At 59.2% G+C, this 23527-nt stretch carries 19 protein-coding genes and 1 pseudogene; 6 read left to right on the top strand and 14 right to left on the bottom strand.

All coding sequences use genetic code 11. The features are described 5' to 3' along the window. Positions 1 to 24: 24 nt before the first annotated feature. The gene (locus AABM55_RS02005; RefSeq protein WP_347928685.1) at positions 25 to 948 is read right to left on the bottom strand and encodes a LysR family transcriptional regulator; all 924 of its coding nucleotides are present in this window, start codon (positions 946 to 948) and stop codon (positions 25 to 27) included. Between the two features lie 131 nt (positions 949 to 1079). On the opposite strand from AABM55_RS02005, the gene AABM55_RS02000 reads away from it, so the two are divergent. The 5 genes and pseudogenes from AABM55_RS02000 to AABM55_RS01980 form a co-directional block, all read left to right on the top strand. Further along, the gene (locus AABM55_RS02000; protein WP_347928684.1) at positions 1080 to 1847 is read left to right on the top strand and encodes an iron-containing redox enzyme family protein; all 768 of its coding nucleotides are present in this window, start codon (positions 1080 to 1082) and stop codon (positions 1845 to 1847) included. Further along, positions 1847 to 2743: a DMT family transporter gene (locus AABM55_RS01995; RefSeq protein WP_347928683.1), complete on the top strand. Its 897-nt coding sequence runs from the start codon at positions 1847 to 1849 to the stop codon at positions 2741 to 2743. Before AABM55_RS02000 ends, AABM55_RS01995 begins: the two co-directional genes overlap by 1 nt. Positions 2744 to 2762: 19 nt before the next feature. After that, complete coding sequence (locus tag AABM55_RS01990) at positions 2763 to 3074, top strand: (2Fe-2S) ferredoxin domain-containing protein (RefSeq protein WP_347928682.1); 312 nt, start codon at positions 2763 to 2765, stop codon at positions 3072 to 3074. Positions 3075 to 3124: 50 nt separating this feature from the next. Next, positions 3125 to 3382 (top strand): hypothetical protein, encoded by a 258-nt coding sequence (locus AABM55_RS01985; RefSeq protein ID WP_347928681.1) that lies wholly within the window; start codon positions 3125 to 3127, stop codon positions 3380 to 3382. 80 nt (positions 3383 to 3462) lie between these two features. Further along, positions 3463 to 4400, top strand: a pseudogene (locus AABM55_RS01980) (S-type pyocin domain-containing protein); the annotation flags it as partial. A 52-nt stretch (positions 4401 to 4452) separates the two neighbouring features. Here the strand turns inward: AABM55_RS01980 and AABM55_RS01975 are convergent. Beyond that, complete coding sequence (locus AABM55_RS01975) at positions 4453 to 5349, bottom strand: LysR substrate-binding domain-containing protein (RefSeq protein ID WP_347928680.1); 897 nt, start codon at positions 5347 to 5349, stop codon at positions 4453 to 4455. 119 nt (positions 5350 to 5468) lie between these two features. Between AABM55_RS01975 and AABM55_RS01970 the strand changes: the two genes are divergently transcribed. Then, on the top strand, positions 5469 to 6746 hold the full coding sequence (locus tag AABM55_RS01970) for an MFS transporter (protein ID WP_347928679.1): 1278 nt from the start codon (positions 5469 to 5471) through the stop codon (positions 6744 to 6746). Between the two features lie 11 nt (positions 6747 to 6757). Here AABM55_RS01970 and AABM55_RS01965 read toward each other — a convergent pair whose 3' ends face one another. From AABM55_RS01965 to AABM55_RS01910, 12 genes are all read right to left on the bottom strand, one after another. After that, positions 6758 to 7276, bottom strand: coding sequence for a cytochrome b (locus AABM55_RS01965; RefSeq protein ID WP_103317128.1), 519 nt, complete (start codon positions 7274 to 7276; stop codon positions 6758 to 6760). A gap of 365 nt (positions 7277 to 7641) precedes the next feature. Continuing rightward, complete coding sequence (gene hemE / locus AABM55_RS01960) at positions 7642 to 8709, bottom strand: uroporphyrinogen decarboxylase (protein WP_054595237.1); 1068 nt, start codon at positions 8707 to 8709, stop codon at positions 7642 to 7644. A 243-nt stretch (positions 8710 to 8952) separates the two neighbouring features. Next, positions 8953 to 10371 carry an FAD-dependent oxidoreductase gene (locus tag AABM55_RS01955; protein WP_054595236.1) on the bottom strand — a complete coding sequence of 473 codons (1419 nt, stop codon included), beginning with the start codon at positions 10369 to 10371 and terminating at the stop codon, positions 8953 to 8955. A gap of 33 nt (positions 10372 to 10404) precedes the next feature. Next, complete coding sequence (gltB, locus tag AABM55_RS01950; RefSeq protein ID WP_103317125.1) at positions 10405 to 14850, bottom strand: glutamate synthase large subunit; 4446 nt, start codon at positions 14848 to 14850, stop codon at positions 10405 to 10407. Between the two features lie 349 nt (positions 14851 to 15199). Continuing rightward, on the bottom strand, positions 15200 to 16801 hold the full coding sequence (locus tag AABM55_RS01945; RefSeq protein ID WP_103317123.1) for an AAA family ATPase: 1602 nt from the start codon (positions 16799 to 16801) through the stop codon (positions 15200 to 15202). A 10-nt stretch (positions 16802 to 16811) separates the two neighbouring features. After that, positions 16812 to 17912 carry a 3-dehydroquinate synthase gene (aroB, locus tag AABM55_RS01940; RefSeq protein WP_054595233.1) on the bottom strand — a complete coding sequence of 367 codons (1101 nt, stop codon included), beginning with the start codon at positions 17910 to 17912 and terminating at the stop codon, positions 16812 to 16814. Between the two features lie 147 nt (positions 17913 to 18059). Then, a complete protein-coding gene (gene aroK, locus AABM55_RS01935) occupies positions 18060 to 18578 on the bottom strand; it encodes a shikimate kinase AroK (protein ID WP_054595232.1) in 519 nt (172 codons plus the stop codon). Between the two features lie 4 nt (positions 18579 to 18582). Continuing rightward, a complete protein-coding gene (gene pilQ, locus AABM55_RS01930; RefSeq protein ID WP_347928678.1) occupies positions 18583 to 20664 on the bottom strand; it encodes a type IV pilus secretin PilQ in 2082 nt (693 codons plus the stop codon). Between the two features lie 13 nt (positions 20665 to 20677). Further along, a complete protein-coding gene (locus AABM55_RS01925; RefSeq protein WP_347928677.1) occupies positions 20678 to 21205 on the bottom strand; it encodes a pilus assembly protein PilP in 528 nt (175 codons plus the stop codon). Further along, on the bottom strand, positions 21202 to 21825 hold the full coding sequence (pilO, locus tag AABM55_RS01920; RefSeq protein WP_347928676.1) for a type 4a pilus biogenesis protein PilO: 624 nt from the start codon (positions 21823 to 21825) through the stop codon (positions 21202 to 21204). Before pilO ends, AABM55_RS01925 begins: the two co-directional genes overlap by 4 nt. Beyond that, positions 21822 to 22388: a PilN domain-containing protein gene (locus tag AABM55_RS01915; protein WP_103317115.1), complete on the bottom strand. Its 567-nt coding sequence runs from the start codon at positions 22386 to 22388 to the stop codon at positions 21822 to 21824. The genes pilO and AABM55_RS01915 overlap by 4 nt, the downstream gene beginning before the upstream one ends. Continuing rightward, complete coding sequence (locus tag AABM55_RS01910) at positions 22388 to 23452, bottom strand: pilus assembly protein PilM (protein WP_347928675.1); 1065 nt, start codon at positions 23450 to 23452, stop codon at positions 22388 to 22390. The genes AABM55_RS01915 and AABM55_RS01910 overlap by 1 nt, the downstream gene beginning before the upstream one ends. Between the last annotated feature and the right edge of the window lie 75 nt (positions 23453 to 23527).

Here is a 23527-nt window from a genome sequence, read left to right as displayed (position 1 = left end):
GGGATATGGCGAAGGCTCAGTAATTCAAGACGCGGGTATTGCAGGAGGCTGCGTCGTATCGATGTCCCCTTCCAACGCAGTTGGGCCCTCGAACTCTGTCTGCAGTAGTGCCAAAAACGCTTCCCGGGCTGGGTGTCGACCTGCGTTTTCATGCCAGTAAAACAGGTTGTCAATACTCGTCAGGTCCGGGAATTCATATCCTTGCCAACCCGCACTGTGACGGTATTGCTCGTAGATCCCGCGAGGAACCAGCGAAACGCCGGCACCAGCACTGACACAGCCAACTATGGTGCCATAGCTTGCAATGCTGACGATCGGCAACACCTGATCATGGCGCAACAGCCACTGCTCCAGTGCCAACCGGTACGGACAGCCGGGGGGCCACATGAAAACTTCCTTACCTTGTAAATCCGCTGCCTTGCGTAAAGGCCCATGCGACGCGGATGCGATGAGCACTAAATCTTCACGGTAGATCACTGCACGCTTGAGACCGGGGCGTTCAATGTTCACCGCCACGATCACCCCATCAAGCCGGTGCTGCTGAGTATCGTCCAGCAGTTGAGCCCAGGTGCCGGTGCTCAACTCCAGTGACACCTGCGGGTACAGCGCATGGTACTTGGCCAATAACCGGGGCAACCGTCCCGTAGCACTAGACTCGATGGCGCCAATGCGCAGGGGACCGCCAGGCGTATGGGTGGGCGCTACCGCGCGCCGGGCTTCATCAGCCAAACACAGGATTTTCGTCGCGTACTCGAGAAATACCTCCCCAGCAGGAGTGATCCGCAACCCTCGACCATCGCGGAAAAACAGCGGTGTGCCGAGCTCACGCTCCAGGGACTTCAGGCGTGCAGTGATATTGGACGGCACGCAGTGCAGCAACTCGGCGGCGTGCGCGATGCTGCCGAAATCGTGAACCGTCTTGAACATGCGCAGTTGGGACAATTCCATAGCTCACCCAAAGTGAATGCATGGGTCAGTTTAAGTCACTTGTAGTGAGACTGCGTGTTTTTGATACTTCAACCGGCGCACGTTGCAGGGATGCCATCGCGCCTTCATTTCCCCGATGAACAGGAGTTCTTATGGAGTTATCTCAGCGCAAAATCCAGTGCCTCGCCGAAAGCGTGTTCACCCATAACGCCTTGAATAACACGTTCTACCAACGATGGATGGGAGGCACACTCTCCCTCGGCGACGTTGAGGTGTTCGCCCAAAACTACCTGGCCCGTACGACGCAGACTTCTCGTATGGTTGCCCTGTCATTTGTGGGTACGGACGACTTGTACGCTCAGGTCGAAATCGTCAAAAACCTGTACTCCGAGATGGGCTACGGTAACCCGGAAAAGGCCCACCTCGCCCTGCTGGAAAGTTATCTGATCGACCTTCTCAGCCGTCTTGCTGATCGGCCATACAGCATGGACGAACTCATGGCCTTGCCTGTGCTGGAAAGTACCCACACGTTTAGTCGCGAACAATTGAGTCTTTACACCGACGGTGGCCACAACAATCCGCGCCACGTGCTCGGCACATTATTGGCTCAGGAGTGGCTGGCCTATTCGATGCTCACCCGTTTGTACGAAGGAGCGCGCAACTATAAGCATCTGTATGCCAATAACGACGACTTTCATGAGCACTGCGAGTATTTCTACATCCACATCGGGGATGCGGAAAAAGAACACAAAATCCAGGCCGTGAAAGCCGCCACCCAGGAATGCACCACCGACCAGCACATAGAGGAAGTCCGCGCTTCGTTCAACCGCTTCCTGGACATCACTGAGCAATACTGGAACGGAATAGCTCGTGCCATGCCCAGCGTGCAAAGTCGTGTTGCTTCCAAGATGACGATTTGATGAATACAAGGCCCAGCTTAAAAATCACGTTGGCGGCGATATTTGTAATTCTTTGCTGGGCCTATTCCCCCATTGGAATCCACATCGGACTAAAGGCTTACGAACCCGGTCATCTCGCACTGATGCGATTCCTCATCGCCTCAACGTTCATGGCCGGAGTCGCATCTGTGATGCGTATTTCCCTGCCACGCCTGAAAGACCTGCCGCTGCTGGCGGTGCTGGGATTTTTTGCTGTCAGCCTGCATCACATAGCCCTCAACTACGGCCAACGAGGTGTTAGCGCTGGGGCCGCCAGCGTACTGGCACAATCCACGCCGCTGTTCAGCACGTTATTGGCGCATTTCGCGTTCAAGGATCGGGTCAACGGCTGGCAATGGATCTGTGTGCTGTGCGGCCTGCTCGGCGCCGCTGTGGTAGTCACCGGGGACCGTGGTTTTGGTGAGCTGGACGCACACGGGCTGCTGATCCTGCTGGCGGCGTTTTCATGGAGTCTGTATTTCGCTTTGCAAAAACGCCATTCCTATCGTTATGACGGGCTGATGATGGTGTGTTACACCATCTGGTCGGGCACGGTACTGCTGCTTGTATATGTCCCAGGGCTGTGGAGCGCAGCGCAAAATGCCTCAACCTCGGTCAATCTGGCGGTACTCATTCTGGGCATCTTCCCCAGTGCCCTTGCGTACCTCGCCTGGGCATACGTACTGGCGCACAGCAATGTGAGCCGCGCTTCCATTTCACTTTACCTGATACCGCCCACAGCCATGTTGATGGCCTCACTGGTTCTGAGCGAACGCCCTTCGGCCATGGTGATCGTCGGAACGGTCATTGTGCTGATGAGCGTACTCGCCCTCAATCTGGAACCATCGAAAGTCGCGGTTCCTGCCGACAACGTTTGAACAGCGGTCGTGACCACCTATGAATAACGCAGAAAATCCGACCTTGGCCTACGAGCACCATGTGCTGATTTGCACCAACTTGCGCCCCGATGGCCGCCGTAGTTGCTCGGGCTCAGGCGCTCATGAACTGCTCAGCGCAGCAAAACGCAAGCTCGCCAAAGTGGGTGAGCCAGGAACATCGCGCGCCAACGCATCGGGCTGCCTGGGTCGCTGCGACCACGGCCCGGTCATGGTGATTTACCCAGCTAACCTGTGGTTCTCGTGCAAGACGCCGCAACAGGTTGAACGCATTCTCGATCAACACCTCTTCCGTCCCGATCAGCAATTGTGACCCAAGGGGCCTCAGCAGGAATCCGCGTCATTACTTGGACAGATGAAGACATGCGCATCGCCCAATGGATGCTGGCCGAATACCGTAAACAAGACTATCTGCCGCAAGCTGTCGCCGCGCGGGAGATCCGTCTGATGTTCGGCGAAGCTCATGTGTACCAAAATCGCCACGGCAACTGGGCCGTGAACAAGCCGATTCTCGAAGCCTTTAAAGCACTGACTGCTGAGTTCGTGGTATGGAGCCGAAGCTTTCAACTATGGAGGCCAAGAACCGCACAAGACCCGGCCGACATACGCGTGAGCCGCTGACAAACTATCCCGATTCTCGGTAGGGTCAAGGCTGCCCCAGCCTAAGGCCGGGATTGCCCAAGGACGAACAAGAAGCGCTGATGAAAAAGCTCGGTTTCCCTGAAACCCCGGACTTTCTGCCCGCCCCAAGACGACTCCCCACCCGGGAAGAGACCCGGACCTTCCAGGAGGCCGGTGCAGCGACATTCGCCAAAATCGAAAAAAACCAGCTGGACGCCAACACCCGCTGGGAGGCGTATCAAAGAAAACAGCAGAATGCGCCCGAAACACGGCCTGATTCACACCTCAAGGGTTGCGTGTTCACCAAGAGCTGCAACCTCCCCGACGGCGTCATCAATCACAACAACACCTCCGGGTTTGTCCCTCTCGAGAAACTGGCTAACTACGGCGTGTGGGCGGTGCTTGGCACCGGCGCAGCGATCACCGTCGAAGGGATACATCTGAAACTGGTCGGTGGTTCGGCAACCTGCGGCGCTATTGCCCAACGTCTCGGCGGCTCGCTCGCACTCACCCTGCTGACAGACTCGGCAGGTGTGACGGCTGGCGCAGCGGTTGGCACCGTTGCGCTACTGATACCGAACACCAGCCTTTCGCCCGACAGCGCCTTCTACAAAAACGAACAGTACGCAACGCTGATACCGGGCGAACCCATGTCCGCATCAACGTGAAGACACTGCCGGACGGTTCCGTCAGCGCTTACGGCTTCTACACGGGTGGAAAGAAAGACTGGGAGTTTGTCCCGGTCATCAAAGCCACTCAGGACGGCGAAAAGTTTGTTGCCGACATCGGCAACGGGATAGGCCTGACCAGGACCTCAGCGGCAAATCCCGATGATGTACCCGCCATTCCCGCACTGGAAGGCGCCCCGCAATTGCCGACGGTATAGGTGTATCCGTCCAACGAGCAAGCCTACAAAGTATTGGTGAACCCGCAGCATCCGCCTGAGTATCAGGATACGATTATCTGGTTTCCTGCTGGTGCGGGGCTTGCGCCGATCTACATCGTGCTCAACGCCAGGTAAACAAAAACTCCGCCTTCGGCGGTGTCAGCCTGTCATCGCCCTGTGCCGACTACGTCACCTCAACCTTACGCGTCAGCAACTCGACAAACGCCTTGGCCATCGGCGACTTCTGGTCCTTGCGCTGCACCAGCCACACCGCCGACATCGCCAGCGGGTCGAGCAAGGGCCGATAGACCACGCCGTCGATGCGCATCCGCTGATACGACGCCGGCAACACCGACACCCCGAGTCCTGCCGCCACCAGGCCGATGATGGTCATGGCCTCACCGGCTTCCTGGGTGAAGTGCGGGCTGAAACCCGCGTCACGCGCCAGGTTCAGCAGTTGCGCGTATAGACCACTGCCGTAGCTGCGCGGGAAGAACACGAAAGGCTCGTGGGCCAGTGCAGACAGAAACAGCCCTGCCTCGCTGCCGACCACCAGCGGGTCCTTGGAGCTGAGCACGGCCACCAAGGGTTCACGCGTCAACTCGACCACCTCCAGCGAATCCGGCAGCGGCAATGGCCGCATGATCCCGACCTGAATCGACTCGTCCACCAGCGCCTCGGCAACCTGGGTGCTGCTCATTTCCCGCAAGTTCAGATGCACCGCCGGGAAGCGCTGACGAAACGCGAAGATCGCCTGCGGGATCGTCGAGTTGAACGGCGCCGATGAGGTGAAGCCGATCTTCAGTTCCCCCAGCTCGCCAAGTTGGGCTCGACGGGCGACGTCGGCAGCCTTGTCGACCTGGGCCAGCACCAGCCGAGCCTCTTCGAGGAACAGCCGACCGGCTTCACTGAGCTCGACCCGACGATTGGTACGCTCGAATAAACGTGCGCCGACTTCCTGTTCCAGCACCTGAATCTGCTGGCTCAACGGCGGCTGAGAGATGCCCAGCACCTGTGCGGCGCGGCCAAAATGCAGTTCTTCGGCGACGGCGATGAAGTAGCGCAAATGGCGCAATTCCATGAAAACTCCATTAGGTCGTTAAACCTATCAAACAGGTCGAACAATATATTGGATAGAAACATTAGCCAGCTATATGATTTTTCCATTGCCTGCCTGGCCGTGCTCTCCCGAGGTCCCCCGTGAAAACTGCTGTCGCCCCGCTCGCCCATGAATTGCCGCCTACTGCGCTGGACGATGTGGTCGCCCAACTGAATGATGTGTACATCGAAAAAGGCACGCCGATGTTCATGCGTACGGTGCTGGCGCTGTTCTCCGGCGGCTTTGCGACCTTCGCCCTGCTCTACTGCGTGCAGCCGATGATGCCGCTGTTTTCCCGAGAGTTTTCGATCAACGCGGCGCAGAGCAGCCTGATCCTGTCGGTGGCCACCGGGATGCTCGCCATCGGCTTGCTGATCACCGGCCCGATCTCCGACCGCATTGGTCGTAAACCGGTGATGGTTGCGGCGCTGTTCGCGGCAGCGTTGTGCACCATGGCCAGTGCGATGATGCCAAGCTGGCAGGGCGTGCTAGTGATGCGTGCGCTGGTCGGGCTGTCTCTCAGCGGGCTGGCGGCGGTGGCCATGACGTACTTGAGCGAAGAGATTCATCCACAGCACATCGGCCTGGCGATGGGACTGTACATCGGTGGCAACGCGATTGGCGGGATGTGCGGCCGGCTGATCGTCGGCGTACTGATCGACTTCGTTAACTGGCACACCGCGATGCTGGTGATCGGTGGCCTGGCGCTGATTGCGGCGGCGGTGTTCTGGAAAATCCTCCCCGAGTCGCGCAACTTCCGCTCCCGCTCGCTGCATCCGCGCAGCTTGCTCGACGGCTTCACCATGCACTTTCGCGACGCCGGGCTGCCGTGGTTGTTCCTCGAAGCGTTCGTGCTGATGGGCGCGTTCGTCACGCTGTTCAACTACATCGGCTATCGCCTGCTGGCCGAGCCGTATCACATGGATCAGGCCTTCGTTGGCTTGCTCTCGGTGGTCTACCTGTCGGGCATCTACAGCTCGGCGAAAATCGGCGCATTGGCCGACAAGCTTGGCCGGCGCAAAGTCCTGTGGGCAACCATCGTGCTGATGCTCGCAGGCCTTGCGCTGACCCTGTTCACGCCATTGCCGCTGGTGATCATCGGCATGTTGATCTTCACCTTCGGCTTCTTCGCCGCGCACTCGGTGGCCAGCAGCTGGATCGGCCGCCGCGCGACCAAAGCCAAGGGCCAGGCCTCGTCGCTGTACCTGTTCAGCTACTACGCCGGTTCGAGTGTCGCCGGCACGGCGGGCGGGGTGTTCTGGCACCTGGGCGGCTGGAACGGCATCGGCCTGTTCATCGGCGGGTTGCTGATGATTGCGCTGCTGGTGTCGTTGAAACTGGCCCGTTTGCCATTGCTGCCAAACAACCAACCGGCTTGAAGCTTCGGGGCTCAGCGTCGAAAGGACATGAGTTTCAGTACTCGACGCCCTGAAGCTTCGTGCTTGATAACAGCCGCCACATGCAACGCAACCAGCAGTGCGAGCAGCACGCACGCGACGATATGTATTTTAAAAAACAGCACAATCAAATAAGCATTCGTCAGCGGCTGTGGAATCAACAAGACATCAAACACATTGATTGCCCGATCCATCATCAAAAAACCCGTCACCATGACAACACCTGTCACCAGATAAATCAGTCGGTGCATAAACAATACAAACAACTCGACGGGTGAGAGTGGCTGACGGTTTTCATGACGGCTGTGGCGCCAATGAAGAAATACCCGCAGAGCGAAAAACGGTAAAAACACTGTCGTCAGCGATACATTGACAAACGCCACCCACTCCTTGACCGCCAATGAAACATCAAACAGAGAAACATAAAACCCGCTACCCAGCGCCCATATGATAATGACTGCAGATAACCAATGCAGAAACTTCTGCCAACCCGAATACGATGAATTCCTCATTCCAATTAAACTACCCAATGAACATTAGGGGCCATGATGCGGAAACTCCGATCATTTGTTGATGGCTTGGCATTCTCTTTGATCACACTATTAACTCCTGTTCATCCATGAATAAAAAATCGGTCTCGGCACCGAACAATTCAAATAGCCGAGAAAGTACTCTACCGATACAAACAAACACTCTATGCAGGAAGAATCCCCCACCAACGCGGGAAATCTCAGCAGGATGATTAATCAGACATTGCAAGTAATACTAACTTGCAATGAATGGAATAACTTCCGACACATTCCGCAAGAACGTGAAAAACAAAAAAGCCCGTCTGACGCAAAGGTCAGACGGGCTTTGGCAGCTATCCAGAACAGGATTACTGGTGGTATTGCGCCGACAATTCATGCACCGCACGCAGGAAGGCGCCGGCATGTTCCGGGTCGACTTCCGGGGTGATGCCGTGGCCGAGGTTGAACACGTGGCCACTGCCTTTGCCATAGCTGGCGAGGATGCGGCCAACTTCAGCGCGAATGGCTTCTGGTTTTGCGTAGAGTACGGTCGGGTCCATGTTGCCTTGCAGGGCGACTTTGTTGCCGACGCGCTGGCGGGCTTCGCCGATGTCGCAGGTCCAGTCCAGGCCCAAGGCATCTGCACCGGCGTCGGCGATGCTTTCCAGCCACAGGCCGCCGTTTTTGGTGAACAGGATCACCGGCACTTTGCGGCCTTCGTGCTCGCGGATCAGGCCGCTGACGATTTTGCGCATGTAGGCCAGGGAGAACTCCTGGTACGCCGCTGCCGAGAGGTTACCGCCCCAGGTGTCGAAGATTTGCACCGCCTGCGCGCCGGCCATGATCTGGCCGTTGAGGTAGGAGGTGACCGACTGCGCGAGCTTATCCAGCAGCAGGTGCATGGCTTGCGGGTTGTCGTAGAGCATGGCCTTGGTCTTGCGGAAGTCTTTCGACGAGCCGCCTTCGACCATGTAGGTGGCCAGGGTCCATGGGCTACCGGAGAAGCCGATCAGCGGCACACGGCCGTTCAGCTCGCGGCGAATGGTGCTGACCGCGTCCATGACGTAGCCGAGGTCTTTGTGTGGGTCAGGAATTGGCAGGGCTTCGACGTCGGCCAGGGTGCTGACGACTTTCTTGAAGCGCGGACCTTCGCCGGTTTCGAAGTACAGGCCTTGGCCCATGGCATCGGGGATGGTCAGGATGTCGGAGAAGAGGATCGCCGCATCCAGCTGTGGATAACGATCCAGAGGTTGCATTGTGACTTCGCAAGCGAACTCCGGGTTCATGCACAGGCTCATGAAATCACCGGCCTTGGCACGGCTGGCGCGGTATTCAGGCAGGTAGCGACCGGCCTGACGCATCATCCACACAGGGGTGACGTCTACGGGTTGCTTGAGCAGGGCGCGAAGGAAACGGTCGTTCTTCAGGGCAGTCATGTCGGCATCCGGAAAAAAAGTGCGGGCATTTTCTCAGAGCGCGACGCAAAAGGCACGGCAAGTGCCGAACCTTTTGTCTATCGGGTCAATTTGTCGCGGTGGAACCACCTCACGAGCCGACCTCTCCCCCGTAGGAGCAAAGCTTGCTCGCGATGCGGGCACCTCGGTCGACCTGATTACTGCGGTGATGCTATCGCGAGCAAGCTTTGCTCCCACGGGAACGCGGTTTACTCGCGATGAGGGTCAGACGCCCAGGTAATCCAGGATCCCTTCCGCCGCATTACGGCCTTCGAAGATCGCCGTCACCACCAGGTCAGAACCCCGCACCATGTCGCCACCGGCGAAGATTTTCGGGTTGCTGGTCTGGTGCTTGTACTGGCCCTGTTCCGGGGCCACAACGCGGCCCTGGCTGTCGGTCTGGATGCTGAACTGCTCGAACCACGACGCCGGGCTCGGACGGAAACCGAAGGCGATGACCACGGCGTCGGCCGGGATGATCTCTTCGGAACCCGGGATCGGCTCGGGGCTGCGACGGCCACGGGCATCCGGTTCGCCGAGACGGGTCTCGACCACCTTCACGCCTTCAACCTTGTCCTCACCGACGATGGCGATTGGCTGACGGTTGTAGAGGAATTTCACGCCTTCTTCCTTGGCGTTCTTCACCTCTTTGCGCGAGCCCGGCATGTTCGCTTCGTCACGACGATAGGCACAGGTCACCGACTTGGCGCCCTGGCGGATCGAGGTCCGGTTGCAGTCCATCGCCGTGTCGCCGCCGCCCAGTACCACGACCTTCTTGCCCTTCATGTCGACGAAGTCTTCCGGCGACTTTTCAAAGCCCAGGTTGCGGTTGACGTTGGCAATCAGGAAGTCCAGCGCGTCATAGACGCCCGGCAGGTCCTCACCGGCAAAGCCGCCCTTCATGTAGGTGTAGGTGCCCATGCCCATGAACACGGCATCGTATTCTTCGAGCAGTTGCTCGATGCTCACGTCCTTGCCGATTTCAGTGTTCAGGCGGAACTCGATGCCCATGCCGGTGAAGACTTCGCGGCGATTGCTCAGCACGGTCTTTTCCAGCTTGAACTCGGGGATGCCGAAGGTCAGCAGACCGCCGATTTCCGGGTTCTTGTCGAACACCACCGGGGTCACGCCACCGCGTACCAGCACGTCGGCACAGCCCAGGCCAGCAGGGCCTGCACCGATCACCGCGACACGCTTGCCGGTCGGCTTGACCTTGGACATGTCCGGGCGCCAGCCCATGGCGAACGCGGTGTCGGTGATGTACTTCTCGACCGAACCGATGGTCACCGCGCCGAAGCCGTCGTTAAGGGTGCACGCACCCTCGCACAGACGGTCCTGCGGGCACACCCGGCCGCAAACTTCCGGCAGGGTGTTGGTCTGGTGCGACAGTTCGGCGGCGGCGAGGATGTTGCCCTCGGCCACCAGCTTCAGCCAGTTGGGAATGAAGTTGTGCACCGGGCACTTCCATTCGCAATACGGGTTACCGCAACCCAGGCAGCGGTGGGCCTGGTCGGCCGACTGCTGGGGTTTGAAGGGTTCGTAGATCTCCACGAACTCTTTCTTGCGTTGACGCAACAGTTTCTTCTTCGGATCCTTGCGCCCGACCTCGATGAACTGGAAGTCATTATTCAGACGTTCAGCCATTGTTAAAACCTCATCAAACTCTTCAGGCGCATATCACTGCGGGTTGGCACGGGTGCTGGAAAGCAACGATTTCAAGCTGGCAGCCTTAGGCTTGACCAACCAGAACCGACGCAAGTAGTCATCGAGGTTTTCAGCGAGGTTACGACCCCACTCGCTGTCGGTTTCCTCGACGTATTCGTTCAGCACGCGTTGCAGGTGGCTGCGATAGGCTTCCATCGCCTCACCGCTGATCCGCTGGATTTCAACCAGTTCGTGGTTGACCCGGTCAACGAAGGTGTTGTCCTGGTCGAGCACGTAGGCGAAACCGCCGGTCATGCCTGAGCCGAAGTTGTAACCGGTCTTGCCCAATACACAGACGAAACCACCGGTCATGTACTCGCAGCAGTGATCGCCAGTGCCTTCCACCACGGTATGAGCACCGGAGTTGCGCACCGCGAAACGCTCGCCCGCAGTACCGGCGGCGAACAGCTTGCCGCCCGTGGCGCCGTACAGGCAGGTGTTGCCGATAATGGCGCTGTCCTGAGTCTTGTAGACGCTGCCTTTTGGCGGAACGATGACCAGTTTGCCGCCGGTCATGCCTTTGCCGACATAGTCGTTGGCATCGCCTTCGAGGTACATGTTCAGGCCGCCGGCGTTCCATACGCCAAAGCTCTGACCGGCCGTCCCTTTGAAGCGGAAGGTGATCGGCGCATTGGCCATGCCCTGGTTGCCGTGTTTGCGAGCGATTTCACCGGAGATCCGCGCGCCGATCGAACGGTCGCAGTTGCAGATATCCAGAGCGAAGTCGGCGCCGCTCAGGTCGTTGATCGCCGAAGTGGCCATGTCGACCATCTTCTCGGCCAGCAGGCCTTTGTCGAACGGCGGGTTGCGGTCTACCTGACAGAACTGTGGCTTGTCTGCCGGGATGTGATCGCTGCCGAGCAACGGCGTCAGGTCCAGGTGTTGCTGCTTGGCGGTCTGACCTTCGAGGACTTCCAGCAGATCGGTACGACCGATCAGCTCTTCGAGGGAACGTACGCCCAGCTTCGCCAGCCACTCACGGGTTTCTTCGGCGACGTAGGTGAAGAAATTCACCACCATGTCGACCGTACCGATGTAGTGGTCCTTGCGCAGTTTTTCGTTCTGAGTCGCCACGCCGGTGGCGCAGTTGTTCAGGTGGCAGATGCGCAGGTATTTGCAGCCCAGGGCAATCATTGGTGCGGTGCCGAAGCCGAAGCTTTCAGCGCCGAGGATCGCCGCCTTGATCACGTCGAGGCCGGTTTTCAGGCCGCCGTCAGTTTGCACCCGAACCTTGCCGCGCAAGTCGTTGCCGCGCAGGGTCTGGTGGGTTTCAGCCAGGCCGAGTTCCCACGGTGCGCCCGCGTACTTGATCGAGGTCAGCGGCGATGCGCCAGTACCGCCGTCGTAACCGGAAATGGTGATCAGGTCGGCATAGGCCTTGGCCACGCCAGCGGCGATGGTGCCAACGCCGGCTTCTGCTACCAGCTTCACCGAGACCAGGGCCTTCGGGTTAACTTGTTTCAGGTCGAAAATCAGCTGCGACAAGTCTTCGATCGAATAGATGTCGTGGTGCGGTGGTGGCGAAATCAGCGTCACGCCCGGCACTGCATAGCGCAGCTTGGCGATCAGGCCGTTGACCTTGCCGCCTGGCAGTTGACCGCCTTCGCCGGGCTTGGCGCCCTGCGCGACCTTGATCTGCAGCACTTCGGCGTTGACCAGGTATTCCGGGGTCACACCGAAACGGCCAGTGGCCACCTGCTTGATTTTCGAGCTCTTGATAGTGCCGTAACGCGCCGGGTCTTCGCCGCCTTCACCGGAGTTGGAACGCGCGCCAAGGCGGTTCATGGCTTCGGCCAGGGCTTCGTGAGCTTCCGGCGACAATGCGCCGAGAGAGATGCCCGCGGAGTCGAAGCGTTTGAGCACCGATTCCAGTGGTTCGATTTCACTGATATCCAGCGGTGTCTCAAGGGTCTTGACCTTGAACAGGTCGCGGATCATCGACACCGGACGGTTGTCCACCAGCGCCGTGTATTCCTTGAACTTGCTGTAGTCGCCCTGCTGCACAGCGGCTTGCAGGGTGCTGACCACGTCCGGGTTGTACGCGTGATATTCGCCACCGTGGACGAACTTCAGCAAACCGCCCTGCTGGATTGGCTTGCGCGGGCTCCAGGCTTCGGCAGCCAAGGCCTTCTGCTCGGCTTCGATGTCGACGAACCGTGCGCCCTTGATGCGGCTCGGCACACCACGGAAGCTCAGGTCGCAGACTTCCTCGGACAGACCGATCGCTTCGAACAGTTGTGCTCCGCGATAGGAGGTGATGGTCGAGATGCCCATCTTCGAGAGGATCTTGAGCAGGCCTTTGGTGATGCCTTTGCGGTAGTTCTTGAACACCTCATAGAGGTCGCCCAGCACTTCACCGGTACGGATCAGGTCGCCTAGCACTTCGTAAGCCAGGAACGGATAAACCGCAGAAGCGCCGAAGCCAATCAGCACCGCGAAGTGATGCGGGTCGCGTGCGGTGGCGGTCTCGACCAGGATGTTGCTGTCGCAACGCAGGCCTTTTTCGGTCAGGCGATGGTGCACCGCGCCAGTGGCCAGGGAAGCGTGAACCGGCAGTTTGCCTGGGGCGATGTGACGGTCGCTCAGCACGATCTGGGTACGCCCGGAACGCACGGCCTCTTCGGCCTGATCAGCGATGTTGCGCACCGCGGCTTCAAGGCCCAGCGCCTCGTCGTAGTTGAGGTCGATGATCTGGCGTTCGAAGCCTGGACGATCGAGGTTCATCAGCGAGCGCCACTTGGCCGGGGAAACGACCGGCGAGCTGAGGATCACCCGCGAGGCGTGTTCCGGCGACTCCTGGAAGATGTTGCGCTCGGCACCGAGGCAGACTTCCAACGACATGACGATGGCTTCACGCAGCGGGTCGATCGGCGGGTTGGTGACCTGCGCGAACTGCTGGCGGAAATAGTCGTACGGCGTGCGCACACGCTGGGACAACACTGCCATTGGCGTGTCGTCGCCCATGGAGCCAACGGCTTCATAGCCTTGTTCGCCGAGCGGACGCAGCACCTGATCACGTTCTTCGAACGTGACCTGATACATCTTCATGTATTGCTTGAGCTGGTCAACGTCATAGAACGCCGAACCGTGGTCGTTGTCTTCCATGGTCGCCTGGATGCGCAGGGCATTCTTGCGCAGCCATTGCTTATATGGATGACGGGACTTCAAACGGTTGTCGATGGCATCGGTGTCGAGGATCTGACCGGTTTCGGTGTCCACGGCGAAGATCTGACCCGGGCCAACGCGGCCCTTGGCGATCACGTCTTCAGGCTGGTAGTTCCAGACACCGATTTCCGAGGCCAGCGTAATGAAGCCGTTTTTGGTGGTGACCCAACGCGCCGGACGCAGACCGTTACGGTCGAGCAGGCACACCGCGTAACGACCGTCGGTCATTACCACGCCGGCCGGGCCATCCCACGGTTCCATGTGCATCGAGTTGTATTCGTAGAATGCACGCAGATCCGGGTCCATGGTCTCGACGTTCTGCCACGCAGGCGGAATGATCATCCGCACGCCACGGAACAAGTCGATGCCGCCGGTGACCATCAGCTCCAGCATGTTGTCCATGCTCGAGGAGTCGGAACCCACGCGATTGACCAGCGGGCCGAGTTCATCCAGATCCATCAGATCGTTGGTGAACTTGGTGCGACGAGCCTGGGCCCAGTTACGGTTACCGGTGATGGTGTTGATTTCACCGTTGTGCGCGAGGAAGCGGAACGGTTGAGCCAACGGCCATTTCGGCAGGGTGTTGGTGGAGAAGCGCTGGTGGAACACGCAGATTGCGGTTTGCAGGCGCTGATCGCTGAGGTCTGGATAGAAGGCGGTCAGGTCCGCCGGCATCATCAGGCCTTTGTAAATGATGGTCTTGTGCGAAAAGCTGCAGACGTAGTGGTCGAGGTCGGCGGCGTTGGCCACGGACGAGCGACGACGGGACGTGAACAGTTTGACGGCCATGTCCTGATCGCTCAGGCCCGCACCGCCGATGAACACTTGTTCGATCTGCGGCAGGCGCTCGAGCGCCAGACGGCCGAGAACGCTGGTGTCGATCGGCACTTTGCGCCAACCCACCAGTTGCAGGCCGGCAGCCAGGATCTCGCGGTTCATGTTCTCGCGAGCCGCTTCGGCTTTTACCGGGTCCTGGTTGAAGAACACCATGCCCACGGCGTATTGCTTGGGCAGTTCAATACCAAACGTTTCCTGGGCGATGGCTCGCAGGAACACGTCGGGCTTTTGCATCAGCAGACCGCAACCGTCGCCGGTTTTGCCGTCAGCGTTGATCCCACCGCGGTGGGTCATGCAGGTCAGGGCCTCAATGGCCGTTTGCAACAGGGTATGACTGGGTTCGCCCTGCATATGGGCTATCAGGCCGAAACCGCAGTTATCCTTGAACTCATCTGGTTGGTACAGACCTGCTTTCATAGACACTTTCTCACCAGGCTGCCTCTTATCGAGACAAATTTCTTTTCAATTCAGCCAGTTACCTTCCACGCCGAACGTACGCCAGCTTTGCGGGGGCAAAAGGGAGGTCATTGTACACACCGACACAGAGGCTCACAAATTTGACGACGAAATGTCGCAAATCTATGTCGCATTTGTGAAAGGTTTAAAGCGATATGCTGTGCTAGTCAAAACATTTTTAATGTTGACCGCAACGACTCAAAGACTACTGTGACGCAGACGCCACAAGGCACGCGGCTTTGACAGCCACATGCGCTTGCAGAAATTTTGAGGTGCCGGGAGAGGCGGCCTGGGTAAGGCCGCCGAATCTTCAGCGAGCTGTTGCCAGTTCTTGTTGGACGCTGGCGACAGAGCGAGGCCAAGGTTTACCAGCCTGAACCTTCGCTGGCAAGGCCTTGATGGCGGTAACAGCTGCATCGCGGTTGGCGAAGCTACCGTAAGTGATGACGTAAAGCGGCTTGCCGTTGAGGACTTTCTTGAAATAGCGGTACTCGCCGCCCTGCTCCTTGACGAAGTTTTGCGCCGCGGCTTCAGAGCTGGTGCCGAGGATTTGCACCACATAGTTGCCCGGCGCCTGACCTGCGTACCAGGTGCCACCGGTTGCGGCTTTGGCGACGGTCGCCGGTTTCTCGACCGGTTTCTCGACAGCTTTGGCGACTGGGGCAGGTTTGGCCACTGGAGCCGGTTTGGCCGCAGGTGCCGGGGCTGGCTTGGCAGTTGCGACCTGAGTCGGCGCTGGCGTTGGCTTGGCCGCAGGCGCTGGTGCAGGGGCTGGCGTCGGACCGGCCGGAATACCGGCTGGCGGCGCAGTGGTGGTCACGGTAGGCGGTTTGGCGCTGGAGCCTTCGACTGGCACGCCGTCGTCGCCTTCAGTGATACCGCCCGCAGCTTCCGCCAATGGGCCGCGCATAACCGGCTGCGATTGTCCGACCAGCGGCAATGGCATCGGCTGGGTATTACCGGCGAACTCGACCGACGGAGCACCACCATTCGGTTTCGGTGTGCCCAGTGGCAATTGCGCCTGCTCATTGGCAGGCGCGCCGGTGGCTGGTGCCTTGCTGCGACCCGGCATCAACCAGGCGGCGGCCACCGCGACCACGACTACGGCAGATATCGCCAATACGTGTTTCTTCGGCATGTTGAACCCCATACTTGGACGCTTGACCGCTGAGCGGCTAGCAATCATGGCTTCGATCATCGCATCGCGGGCGACCTGATTGATGTTTCCAGGCCATCCATCGGAGCTTTCGTGTATCTCAGAGATCTGATTCGCAGAGAAAAGTTCGATTCCCTGACCGGCGCCTTCGAGTCGCTGGGCCAGGTATTCGCGGGTTTCTTCTTCGGCGTAAGGTTGCAGTTCGATGACGTGGAAGCGCTCTTCCTCGGTGCTCAGTTGCTCAAGTTCGGCAATCAGCGACGACTCACCAAACAGGAACACGTGCGGACGACCTTCCGGCGCACCCGCCGCCAATGCCAGTAGCGCTTCAAGGGCGGACTCGTCGAGCTGCTCGGCGTCATCGACCAGCAAATAGACTTCCTGACCGGTCAGTGCGAGCTGCACCACTTGCTTGAGAATCGCACCGACTTCAGCCTGGGCAACGTTCAGCGCCTGAGCCACCTGACGCAACACACCCGCTGCATCACCGGCGCCACGGGCGGAAACTACCACGCTCTGCACCGACTGCTTGTTGGTGCTGGCTACCAGCGCCTGACGCAACAGGGTCTTGCCACTGCCTTGCGGGCCGGTAACCACCAGCAACAACTGGCTATAACGGGCCAGGTGATGCAGTTGCCCCAGCACGGGCTTGCGCTGGGCAGGGAAGAACTTGAAGCCAGGCACCCGTGGAGCGAAAGGGTCGTGACTCAACTGGTAATGGCCGAGGAACGCCTCGTCGGCATGCAAACTAGTCATCGGGATCTTATTAACCTTTAAGCTGAGCCAGGGCGCGGTAATCCGCTCCCAGCGTGGCCTGTAAAACCTCTTTCGGATAATCGTCGGTCACTACGGCTTCGCCCATGCGGCGCAACAACACCAGTCGCAAACGACCGTCGATTACTTTCTTGTCAATTGCCATGTGTTCGAGAAAATCGGCTTCGGTCATCACTGAAGGCGGGATGACCGGCAACCCGGCCCGCTGGAACAGGCGAATGCCGCGATCACGCTCCTGGTCGCTGATCCAGCCCAGGCGCGAAGACATTTCCAAGGCCATTACAGTGCCAGCAGCCACCGCTTCACCATGTAGCCAGACACCATAGCCCATGTGGGTTTCGATGGCGTGGCCGAAGGTATGGCCCAAATTGAGCGTAGCGCGCACCCCAGACTCGCGTTCGTCGGCACCGACCACAGCAGCCTTGGCCGCGCAGGAGCGTTCGATAGCGTAGGTCAGGGCCGTTTGATCCAGTGCCCGCAAGCGATCGACGTTGTCTTCGAGCCAGGTGAGGAACGGCTCATCGCAGATCAACCCGTACTTGATGACTTCCGCCAGACCCGCCGACAGCTCGCGAGCCGGCAAGGTATTAAGCGTGGCGGTATCGATCAACACGACGTTCGGCTGATAGAAGGCGCCAATCATGTTTTTGCCCAACGGGTGGTTGATGCCGGTCTTGCCGCCCACCGAAGAGTCGACTTGCGACAGCAAGGTGGTCGGAACCTGGATGAAATCGACACCACGCTGGTAACAAGCAGCGGCAAAACCGGCCATGTCGCCTATCACACCGCCGCCCAAGGCGATCACGGTGGTGCGGCGGTCATGGCGAGCGGTGAGCAGGCCGTCAAAGATGGTTTGCAGGGTTTCCCAGTTCTTGAAGGCTTCACCGTCAGGCAGAACCACGGAGATCACCGAAAACTGTGCAAGGCTGCGGGTCAGACGCTCTAGATACAGCGGCGCAACGGTCTCGTTGGAGATGATCGCGACTTGCCGCCCGGCGATATGCGGCGCCAGCAGTTCGGGCTGATCCAGCAACCCTTCGCCAATATGGATCGGGTAGCTTCGCTCGCCTAAATCGACCTTAAGTGTCTGCATGTGTCCCCACAGTGAAGTTGGAATCAGGTGTCCGGCCTTACATTATCGACTGACAACATCTGCGTGTGTGACGCTGCCCGTTCGTCATGCGCCACACCTTCGAACGGTCATGACCGGAGCCGAGGATAGCGCATTTCGTCCTGCGCATTAACGGGGAGGCAGCTGCTGCAAGCGCTCCAGGATGTCCAGGACCACCATCCGCGGCGGCCGCTCATCGGTTTCCACCACCAGGTCGGCGATCTCCCGATACAGCGGATCGCGTAATGCCAGCAGATCACGGAGGGTTTTTGCCGGATCGGCGGTGCGCAACAGAGGACGATTACGATCACGCGCGGTGCGCCCGACCTGCTGCTCGACGGACGCATGCAGATACACCACACGCCCGCCAGCATGCAGCGCCCGACGATTGGCTTCGCGCATCACTGCGCCACCACCCGTCGCCAGCACCACGCCATCAAGCGCGCACAGCTCGGCGATCATCGCCTGCTCGCGGTCGCGAAAGCCGGGCTCGCCTTCTTTGTCGAAGATCCACGGGATATTGGCGCCCGTGCGCAATTCAATTTCCTTATCGGAATCCTTGAACGGCAGGCGCAGCTCTTTGGCCAACAAGCGACCGATGGTGCTTTTTCCAGCACCCATCGGCCCAACAAGAATCAAATTTCGCACAGAATCAATGACTCACAGCAATCGCCTGGTTATTCATGATACGCGGAGTGAGAAATACCAGCAGCTCGGATTTTTTCTCCGACACCACGTCACGCCGGAAAAGGCGGCCAAGATACGGCACATCACCGAGAAATGGCACCTTATCTACAACCTTGCTCTGAGTATTTGAGAAAACCCCGCCAATGACGATGGTTTCGCCATCGTTGACCAGTACCTTGGCATTGACCTCGTTCTTCTTGATCGGCGGCACATCCTGCACTTTGTTCAGGTAGTCCGGCTCATCCTTGGTGACCTTGACCTCCATGATGATGCGGTTATCCGGGGTGATCTGCGGCGTCACCTCCAGAGACAGCGAGGCCTCCTTGAACGCCACCGATGTCGCGCCGCTGGAGCTGGCTTCCTGATAGGGGATTTCCGTACCCTTGAGGATCTTCGCGGTTTCCTTGTCGGAGGTGACCACTTTGGGTTGAGAGACGATTTCCCCGTTACCGGTCTTCTCCATGGCCGTCAGCTCAAGGTCCAGCAACACGTTATCGGTGATGAAGGCGATGCCGATCCCCGATGTATTCCCTGCCGCGCCCATATCGACGAACGGTGAGTTGGTGCTGGTGCTGCCCGGTGTACCAATGGTCGATGAGGCGTTGGCCCCGTTGCTGACCCCGGAGGCATTCCAGTTACCCTTGTTGCGGACCGAGCCGCCCCAACGCACGCCGAGGCTTTTGTCGTAGTCGACGTTGGCTTCGACGATCCGCGCCTCGATCATCACCTGGCGTACCGGAATATCCAGCTGAGCGACGATTCGCCGTAGCTCATCCAGGCGATCCTGGGTCTGGTAGGCGATGATATTGTTGGTTCGCTCGTCGACAGTGATCGAACCACGCTCGTCGACTTTCGCCTCGGCGCTGGTCACCGACTGGAACAGCTTGGCGATATCCGCCGCCTTGGCGTAGTTGACCTGCAACAGCTCACGGCGCAGTGGCGCCAGCTCGGCGATCTGTTTGCGCGACTCCAGCTCCTGGCGCTCGCGGGCGGCAATCTCATCTGCCGGCGCGACCAGCAAGACGTTACCGATCTTGCGCTTGTCCAACCCTTTGGTCTTGAGCACCAGATCCAGCGCCTGATCCCACGGCACGTTTTGCAGGCGCAAGGTGATGCCGCCCTGCACCGTGTCGCTGGCCACCAGGTTGAGGTTGGTAAAGTCGGCGATCAGTTGCAGCACCGAGCGCACATCGATGTCCTGAAAATTCAACGACAGCTTCTCACCGCTGTAGGCGAAACGATCTGCGTTGCGCTTCTGCAGATCGTCGACAGTCATCGGGCGGACGCTGACGGTCAGCTTGTTGTCGGTCTGGTAGGTCGAATAGTCGTATGTGCCACCGGGCTCGATGCTGATGCTCGCTTTATCGGCGGACGCACTGGCATTGACGAACTGCACCGGCGTGGCGAAATCCTTGACGTCCAGGCGAACCCGCAACCGTTCAGGCAACTGGGTTTTGGCGAATGTGAGGATGATCTTGCCATCACGCTCCTGGATGTCCGGACTGATACCAGGGTCTGACAAATCAATGACGACATTGCCTTCACCCTGCGCACCGCGCTGAAAGTCCACGCCGCGAATGGCCTTGCTCACGGGAGCATAAGTCTTGGCGGCCACTGGCATGGCGCTCGCCACTCGCGGTGCCGCGGATCGGGGTTTCTGAGCGGCAGCAGCCTGCCCAACCACCACGAACAGCGTATTGCCCTCGACTCGCGTGCTGTAAGGCGTCAACTGCGTCAGGTTGATGATCAAACGGGTGCGGTCCTTGGCCTCGACCACTGTCGCACTGCGGGCGTTGCCGCCTCCCAGATCCCGCGTCTTGCTCGCCAGTTGGCTGCTCACACCCGGCAGATCAAGGGCGATGCGTGCCGGCTGATCGGTGGTATAGCCATGAGGCGCGGGCGGTGGCCCGTCGAAAGCCAGTTTCAACTCGATGCGATCACCCGGCAGCGCGGCGACATCCAGCGCTTTGAGATTGGCTGCCTGCACCATCGGAGAAAGCAGCGCCATCCATAGCGAAAAACCGAGGGTTGAGAAGATCCTGTTCATGATACGAGTTCCACTATGAGTGCTCTTTCAAAGGAATAGTCCGCGCTCGCTCCAGCCAGGCACCTTGGCCATCGGGAACGATTTCGACCACATCGACTTGCGAGTCGCTGATGACCACGATCCGGCCATCGTTGCGCCCCAGGTAGTCACCGACCTTCAGCCGATGCACCCCACCGGCACCGCGCAGCAGCGCAAAGGCGCCGGACGCATTGGAAATAGTGCCGACCATTTCAAACTGCTCGATGTTGAAACCTTCAAGGTATTGCTTGACCCGGTTCGGATCGGGCTTGACGTTGCGTGCCCCCGGTTTTCGACCTGCAAGGTCGACCCTGATCTGCGGTGAAAACGGACTGCGCAACGACGCAGCACTGTAAGTGAATGTCTCGTAGGACCTGAACGTCGGCACCGGCTCGATCTTGCCGGGCGGGTGCAGACGCACCTCGTTCATGTAGGCGTCCAGATCGCTGAAGTCGTTACCGTTGCCACAACCGGCAAGCCCTCCCAGCAGCACAGCCAGCGAAAACCATCGGGCCGCGTTCATTTCTGCAGCCCCTTGTCGTTGTAGCGGTAAGTCTTGGCCAGGATGTTCATGCGCAGTTTCGCGCCGCTGCCCGGAACAACCGGCTCGACGTTGAAATCGTGCAGGGTGACGATCCGCGGGAGGTTGGCGACGCCACTGACGAAGGTCGCCAGGTCATGGTAGGCGCCAGTGACAGTGATCTGGATCGGTAACTCGATGTAGAACTGCTGGGTGACTTCCGGCAGCAGCTTGATCTCTTCAAACTCCAGCCCGCTGCCCAATCCGGTGCGAGTGATATCTTCCAGCAGACCGGGCACCTCGGTATCGCCGGGTAACTGTCGCAGGAGCACGCCGAAGGAGGTTTCCATTGCTTTCATCTGCTCGATGTAGCGCTCCAGATTGGCCGCCATGTGCGCCTTGCTCGCGAACTGCTCCTTGAGGGTGGCTTCCCCGACGCGGGCCTGCTCAAGCTGATCTTCAAGATCCTTGAGGTAAAAGCTGTAACCCAGCGCCAGCACCAGCACGATCAGCAGCCCGCTGGCCAGGCCTTTGATCGCCGTGGGCCAGGAGCCTATGTTGTTCAGGTCCAGGTCGTTGATATCGACCTTGCGCAACCCCTCGAACCATTGGGACGGGCTCATTTCGCGTCCTCCGCTGCGGCCGGTTGAGACTGACGAACGGTCAACTGAAACACGTTGGCCTGATCCAGCGCGCCGGCCGTGGTCGCTTTGACCTCGGTCAGGTTCGGCGACTCGAACCGGTCGGAGGCATCGAGGTTGCGCAACAACTCCGAGACGCGATTGTTCGACTCTGCCGCCCCGCTGATGGACAGCGTTTTATCGACCAGCTTCACGTCGGTGAAATACACCCCGTCCGGCAGCCTGCGCGCCAGTTGATCGAAAATACGTGCGCTGACCGATCGATTGCCTTGCAAGTCCTGGATGATCCGCATCCGCTCCACGAGTTGCCGACGACGGGTTTTCAGATCGCTGATCTGCTTGATCCGGTCATCCAGCACGGCGATCTGTTTGCCGACGTAATCGTTGCGGGCGACCTGTCGATCAATCGCACTGCTGATGGCGTGATCACCCAGCAAAATTACCCCGACCGCCGCCGCCAGCGCGCCGGCCAACCCCAACAGGAAGCGCTTGCGACGCTCCTCACGCAGCTCTTCGCGCCAAGGGAGAAGATTGATCCGCGCCATCAGTCGAAACTCCTCAGCGCCAGGCCGCAGGCAATCATCAGCGCCGGCGCATCACTGGCCAGGGCACTGGCGTTGACCTTGCTGCTCAATGTCATGTCCGCAAACGGATTGGCCACCTGCGTCGGCGTGCCCAGGCGCTGCTCGATCAGTCGATCCAGCCCGGTGACCGAGGCTGTGCCACCGGCCAGCAGGATGTAGTCGATCGCGTTGTACTGACCCGAGGCGAAAAAGAACTGCAACGATCGCGAAACCTGCTGCACCAGCGCCTCGCGGAACGGTTGCAGGACTTCGCTGACGTAGTCTTCAGGCAAGCCACCCTGTTTTTTTCCAAGACCGGCCTGCTCAACCGTCATGCCATAGCGGCGCTGGATTTCCTCCGTCAACTGACGACCGCCGAACAACTGCTCGCGGGTGTAGATGATTCGGCCGTTGGACAGCACGCTCAAGGTGGTCATGGTGGCGCCGATGTCGACCACGGCCACCGTCGAACGCTCGGTCACGCCGGCCAACTGTGCCGTCAGCAAGCCGAATGAACGCTCCAGCGCGTACGCCTCGACATCGACGACCTGTGCGGTCAGGCCGGCAAGGGCCAGCGCAGCTTCGCGAACTTCGACGTTTTCCTTGCGACAGGCCGCCAGCAATACGTCGACCCGCTCGGGATTACGCCGGGAGGCGCCCTGCACTTCAAAATCGATGGCGACTTCTTCGAGGGGATAGGGGATGTACTGGTCAGCTTCAATCTTCAGCTGATTTTCCATTTCATCGGGGGAAAGCCCGGCGTCCATTTCGATGATCTTGGTGATGACCGCCGATCCGGCAACCGCCACCGCGACACTCTTGACGCTGGTTTTGGCCTTGAGCAACACCCGGGACAACGCCTGCCCGACGCCTTCGAGTTCGGCGATATTTTTCTCGACCACGGCGTTGGTCGGCAGCGGCTCTACCGCGTAGGCTTCGACCCGGTATCGATTGCCTGCACGGCTTAGCTCGAGAAGCTTCACCGAAGTGGAGCTGATATCGATCCCCAAAAGCGTGCGGCTTTTTTTATTGAAGAGTCCCAGCACTTGCAATTCCCTATGACTATCCGTGAGTTACGGACTCTTTATGATTCATTGCGTTCAATAGCTGCGTCTTGACAG

The sequence above is a fragment of the Pseudomonas helvetica genome, from assembly GCF_039908645.1.
Classification (GTDB): Bacteria; Pseudomonadota; Gammaproteobacteria; order Pseudomonadales; family Pseudomonadaceae; genus Aquipseudomonas; species Aquipseudomonas helvetica.
This window is presented reverse-complemented; position numbering and strand designations above follow the sequence as displayed.

What these genes read in the sequence shown, in the direction of transcription:
- AABM55_RS02005 (WP_347928685.1), bottom strand. Translation starts at nt 948, where the DNA reads ATGGAATTGTCCCAACTGCGCATGTTCAAGACGGTTCACGATTTCGGC.
- AABM55_RS02000 (WP_347928684.1), top strand. Translation starts at nt 1,080, where the DNA reads ATGGAGTTATCTCAGCGCAAAATCCAGTGCCTCGCCGAAAGCGTGTTC.
- AABM55_RS01995 (WP_347928683.1), top strand. Translation starts at nt 1,847, where the DNA reads ATGAATACAAGGCCCAGCTTAAAAATCACGTTGGCGGCGATATTTGTA.
- AABM55_RS01990 (WP_347928682.1), top strand. Translation starts at nt 2,763, where the DNA reads ATGAATAACGCAGAAAATCCGACCTTGGCCTACGAGCACCATGTGCTG.
- AABM55_RS01985 (WP_347928681.1), top strand. Translation starts at nt 3,125, where the DNA reads ATGCGCATCGCCCAATGGATGCTGGCCGAATACCGTAAACAAGACTAT.
- AABM55_RS01975 (WP_347928680.1), bottom strand. Translation starts at nt 5,349, where the DNA reads ATGGAATTGCGCCATTTGCGCTACTTCATCGCCGTCGCCGAAGAACTG.
- AABM55_RS01965 (WP_103317128.1), bottom strand. Translation starts at nt 7,276, where the DNA reads ATGAGGAATTCATCGTATTCGGGTTGGCAGAAGTTTCTGCATTGGTTA.
- hemE (WP_054595237.1), bottom strand. Translation starts at nt 8,709, where the DNA reads ATGACTGCCCTGAAGAACGACCGTTTCCTTCGCGCCCTGCTCAAGCAA.
- AABM55_RS01955 (WP_054595236.1), bottom strand. Translation starts at nt 10,371, where the DNA reads ATGGCTGAACGTCTGAATAATGACTTCCAGTTCATCGAGGTCGGGCGC.
- gltB (WP_103317125.1), bottom strand. Translation starts at nt 14,850, where the DNA reads ATGAAAGCAGGTCTGTACCAACCAGATGAGTTCAAGGATAACTGCGGT.
- AABM55_RS01945 (WP_103317123.1), bottom strand. Translation starts at nt 16,801, where the DNA reads ATGACTAGTTTGCATGCCGACGAGGCGTTCCTCGGCCATTACCAGTTG.
- aroB (WP_054595233.1), bottom strand. Translation starts at nt 17,912, where the DNA reads ATGCAGACACTTAAGGTCGATTTAGGCGAGCGAAGCTACCCGATCCAT.
- pilQ (WP_347928678.1), bottom strand. Translation starts at nt 20,664, where the DNA reads ATGAACAGGATCTTCTCAACCCTCGGTTTTTCGCTATGGATGGCGCTG.
- AABM55_RS01925 (WP_347928677.1), bottom strand. Translation starts at nt 21,205, where the DNA reads ATGAACGCGGCCCGATGGTTTTCGCTGGCTGTGCTGCTGGGAGGGCTT.
- pilO (WP_347928676.1), bottom strand. Translation starts at nt 21,825, where the DNA reads ATGAGCCCGTCCCAATGGTTCGAGGGGTTGCGCAAGGTCGATATCAAC.
- AABM55_RS01915 (WP_103317115.1), bottom strand. Translation starts at nt 22,388, where the DNA reads ATGGCGCGGATCAATCTTCTCCCTTGGCGCGAAGAGCTGCGTGAGGAG.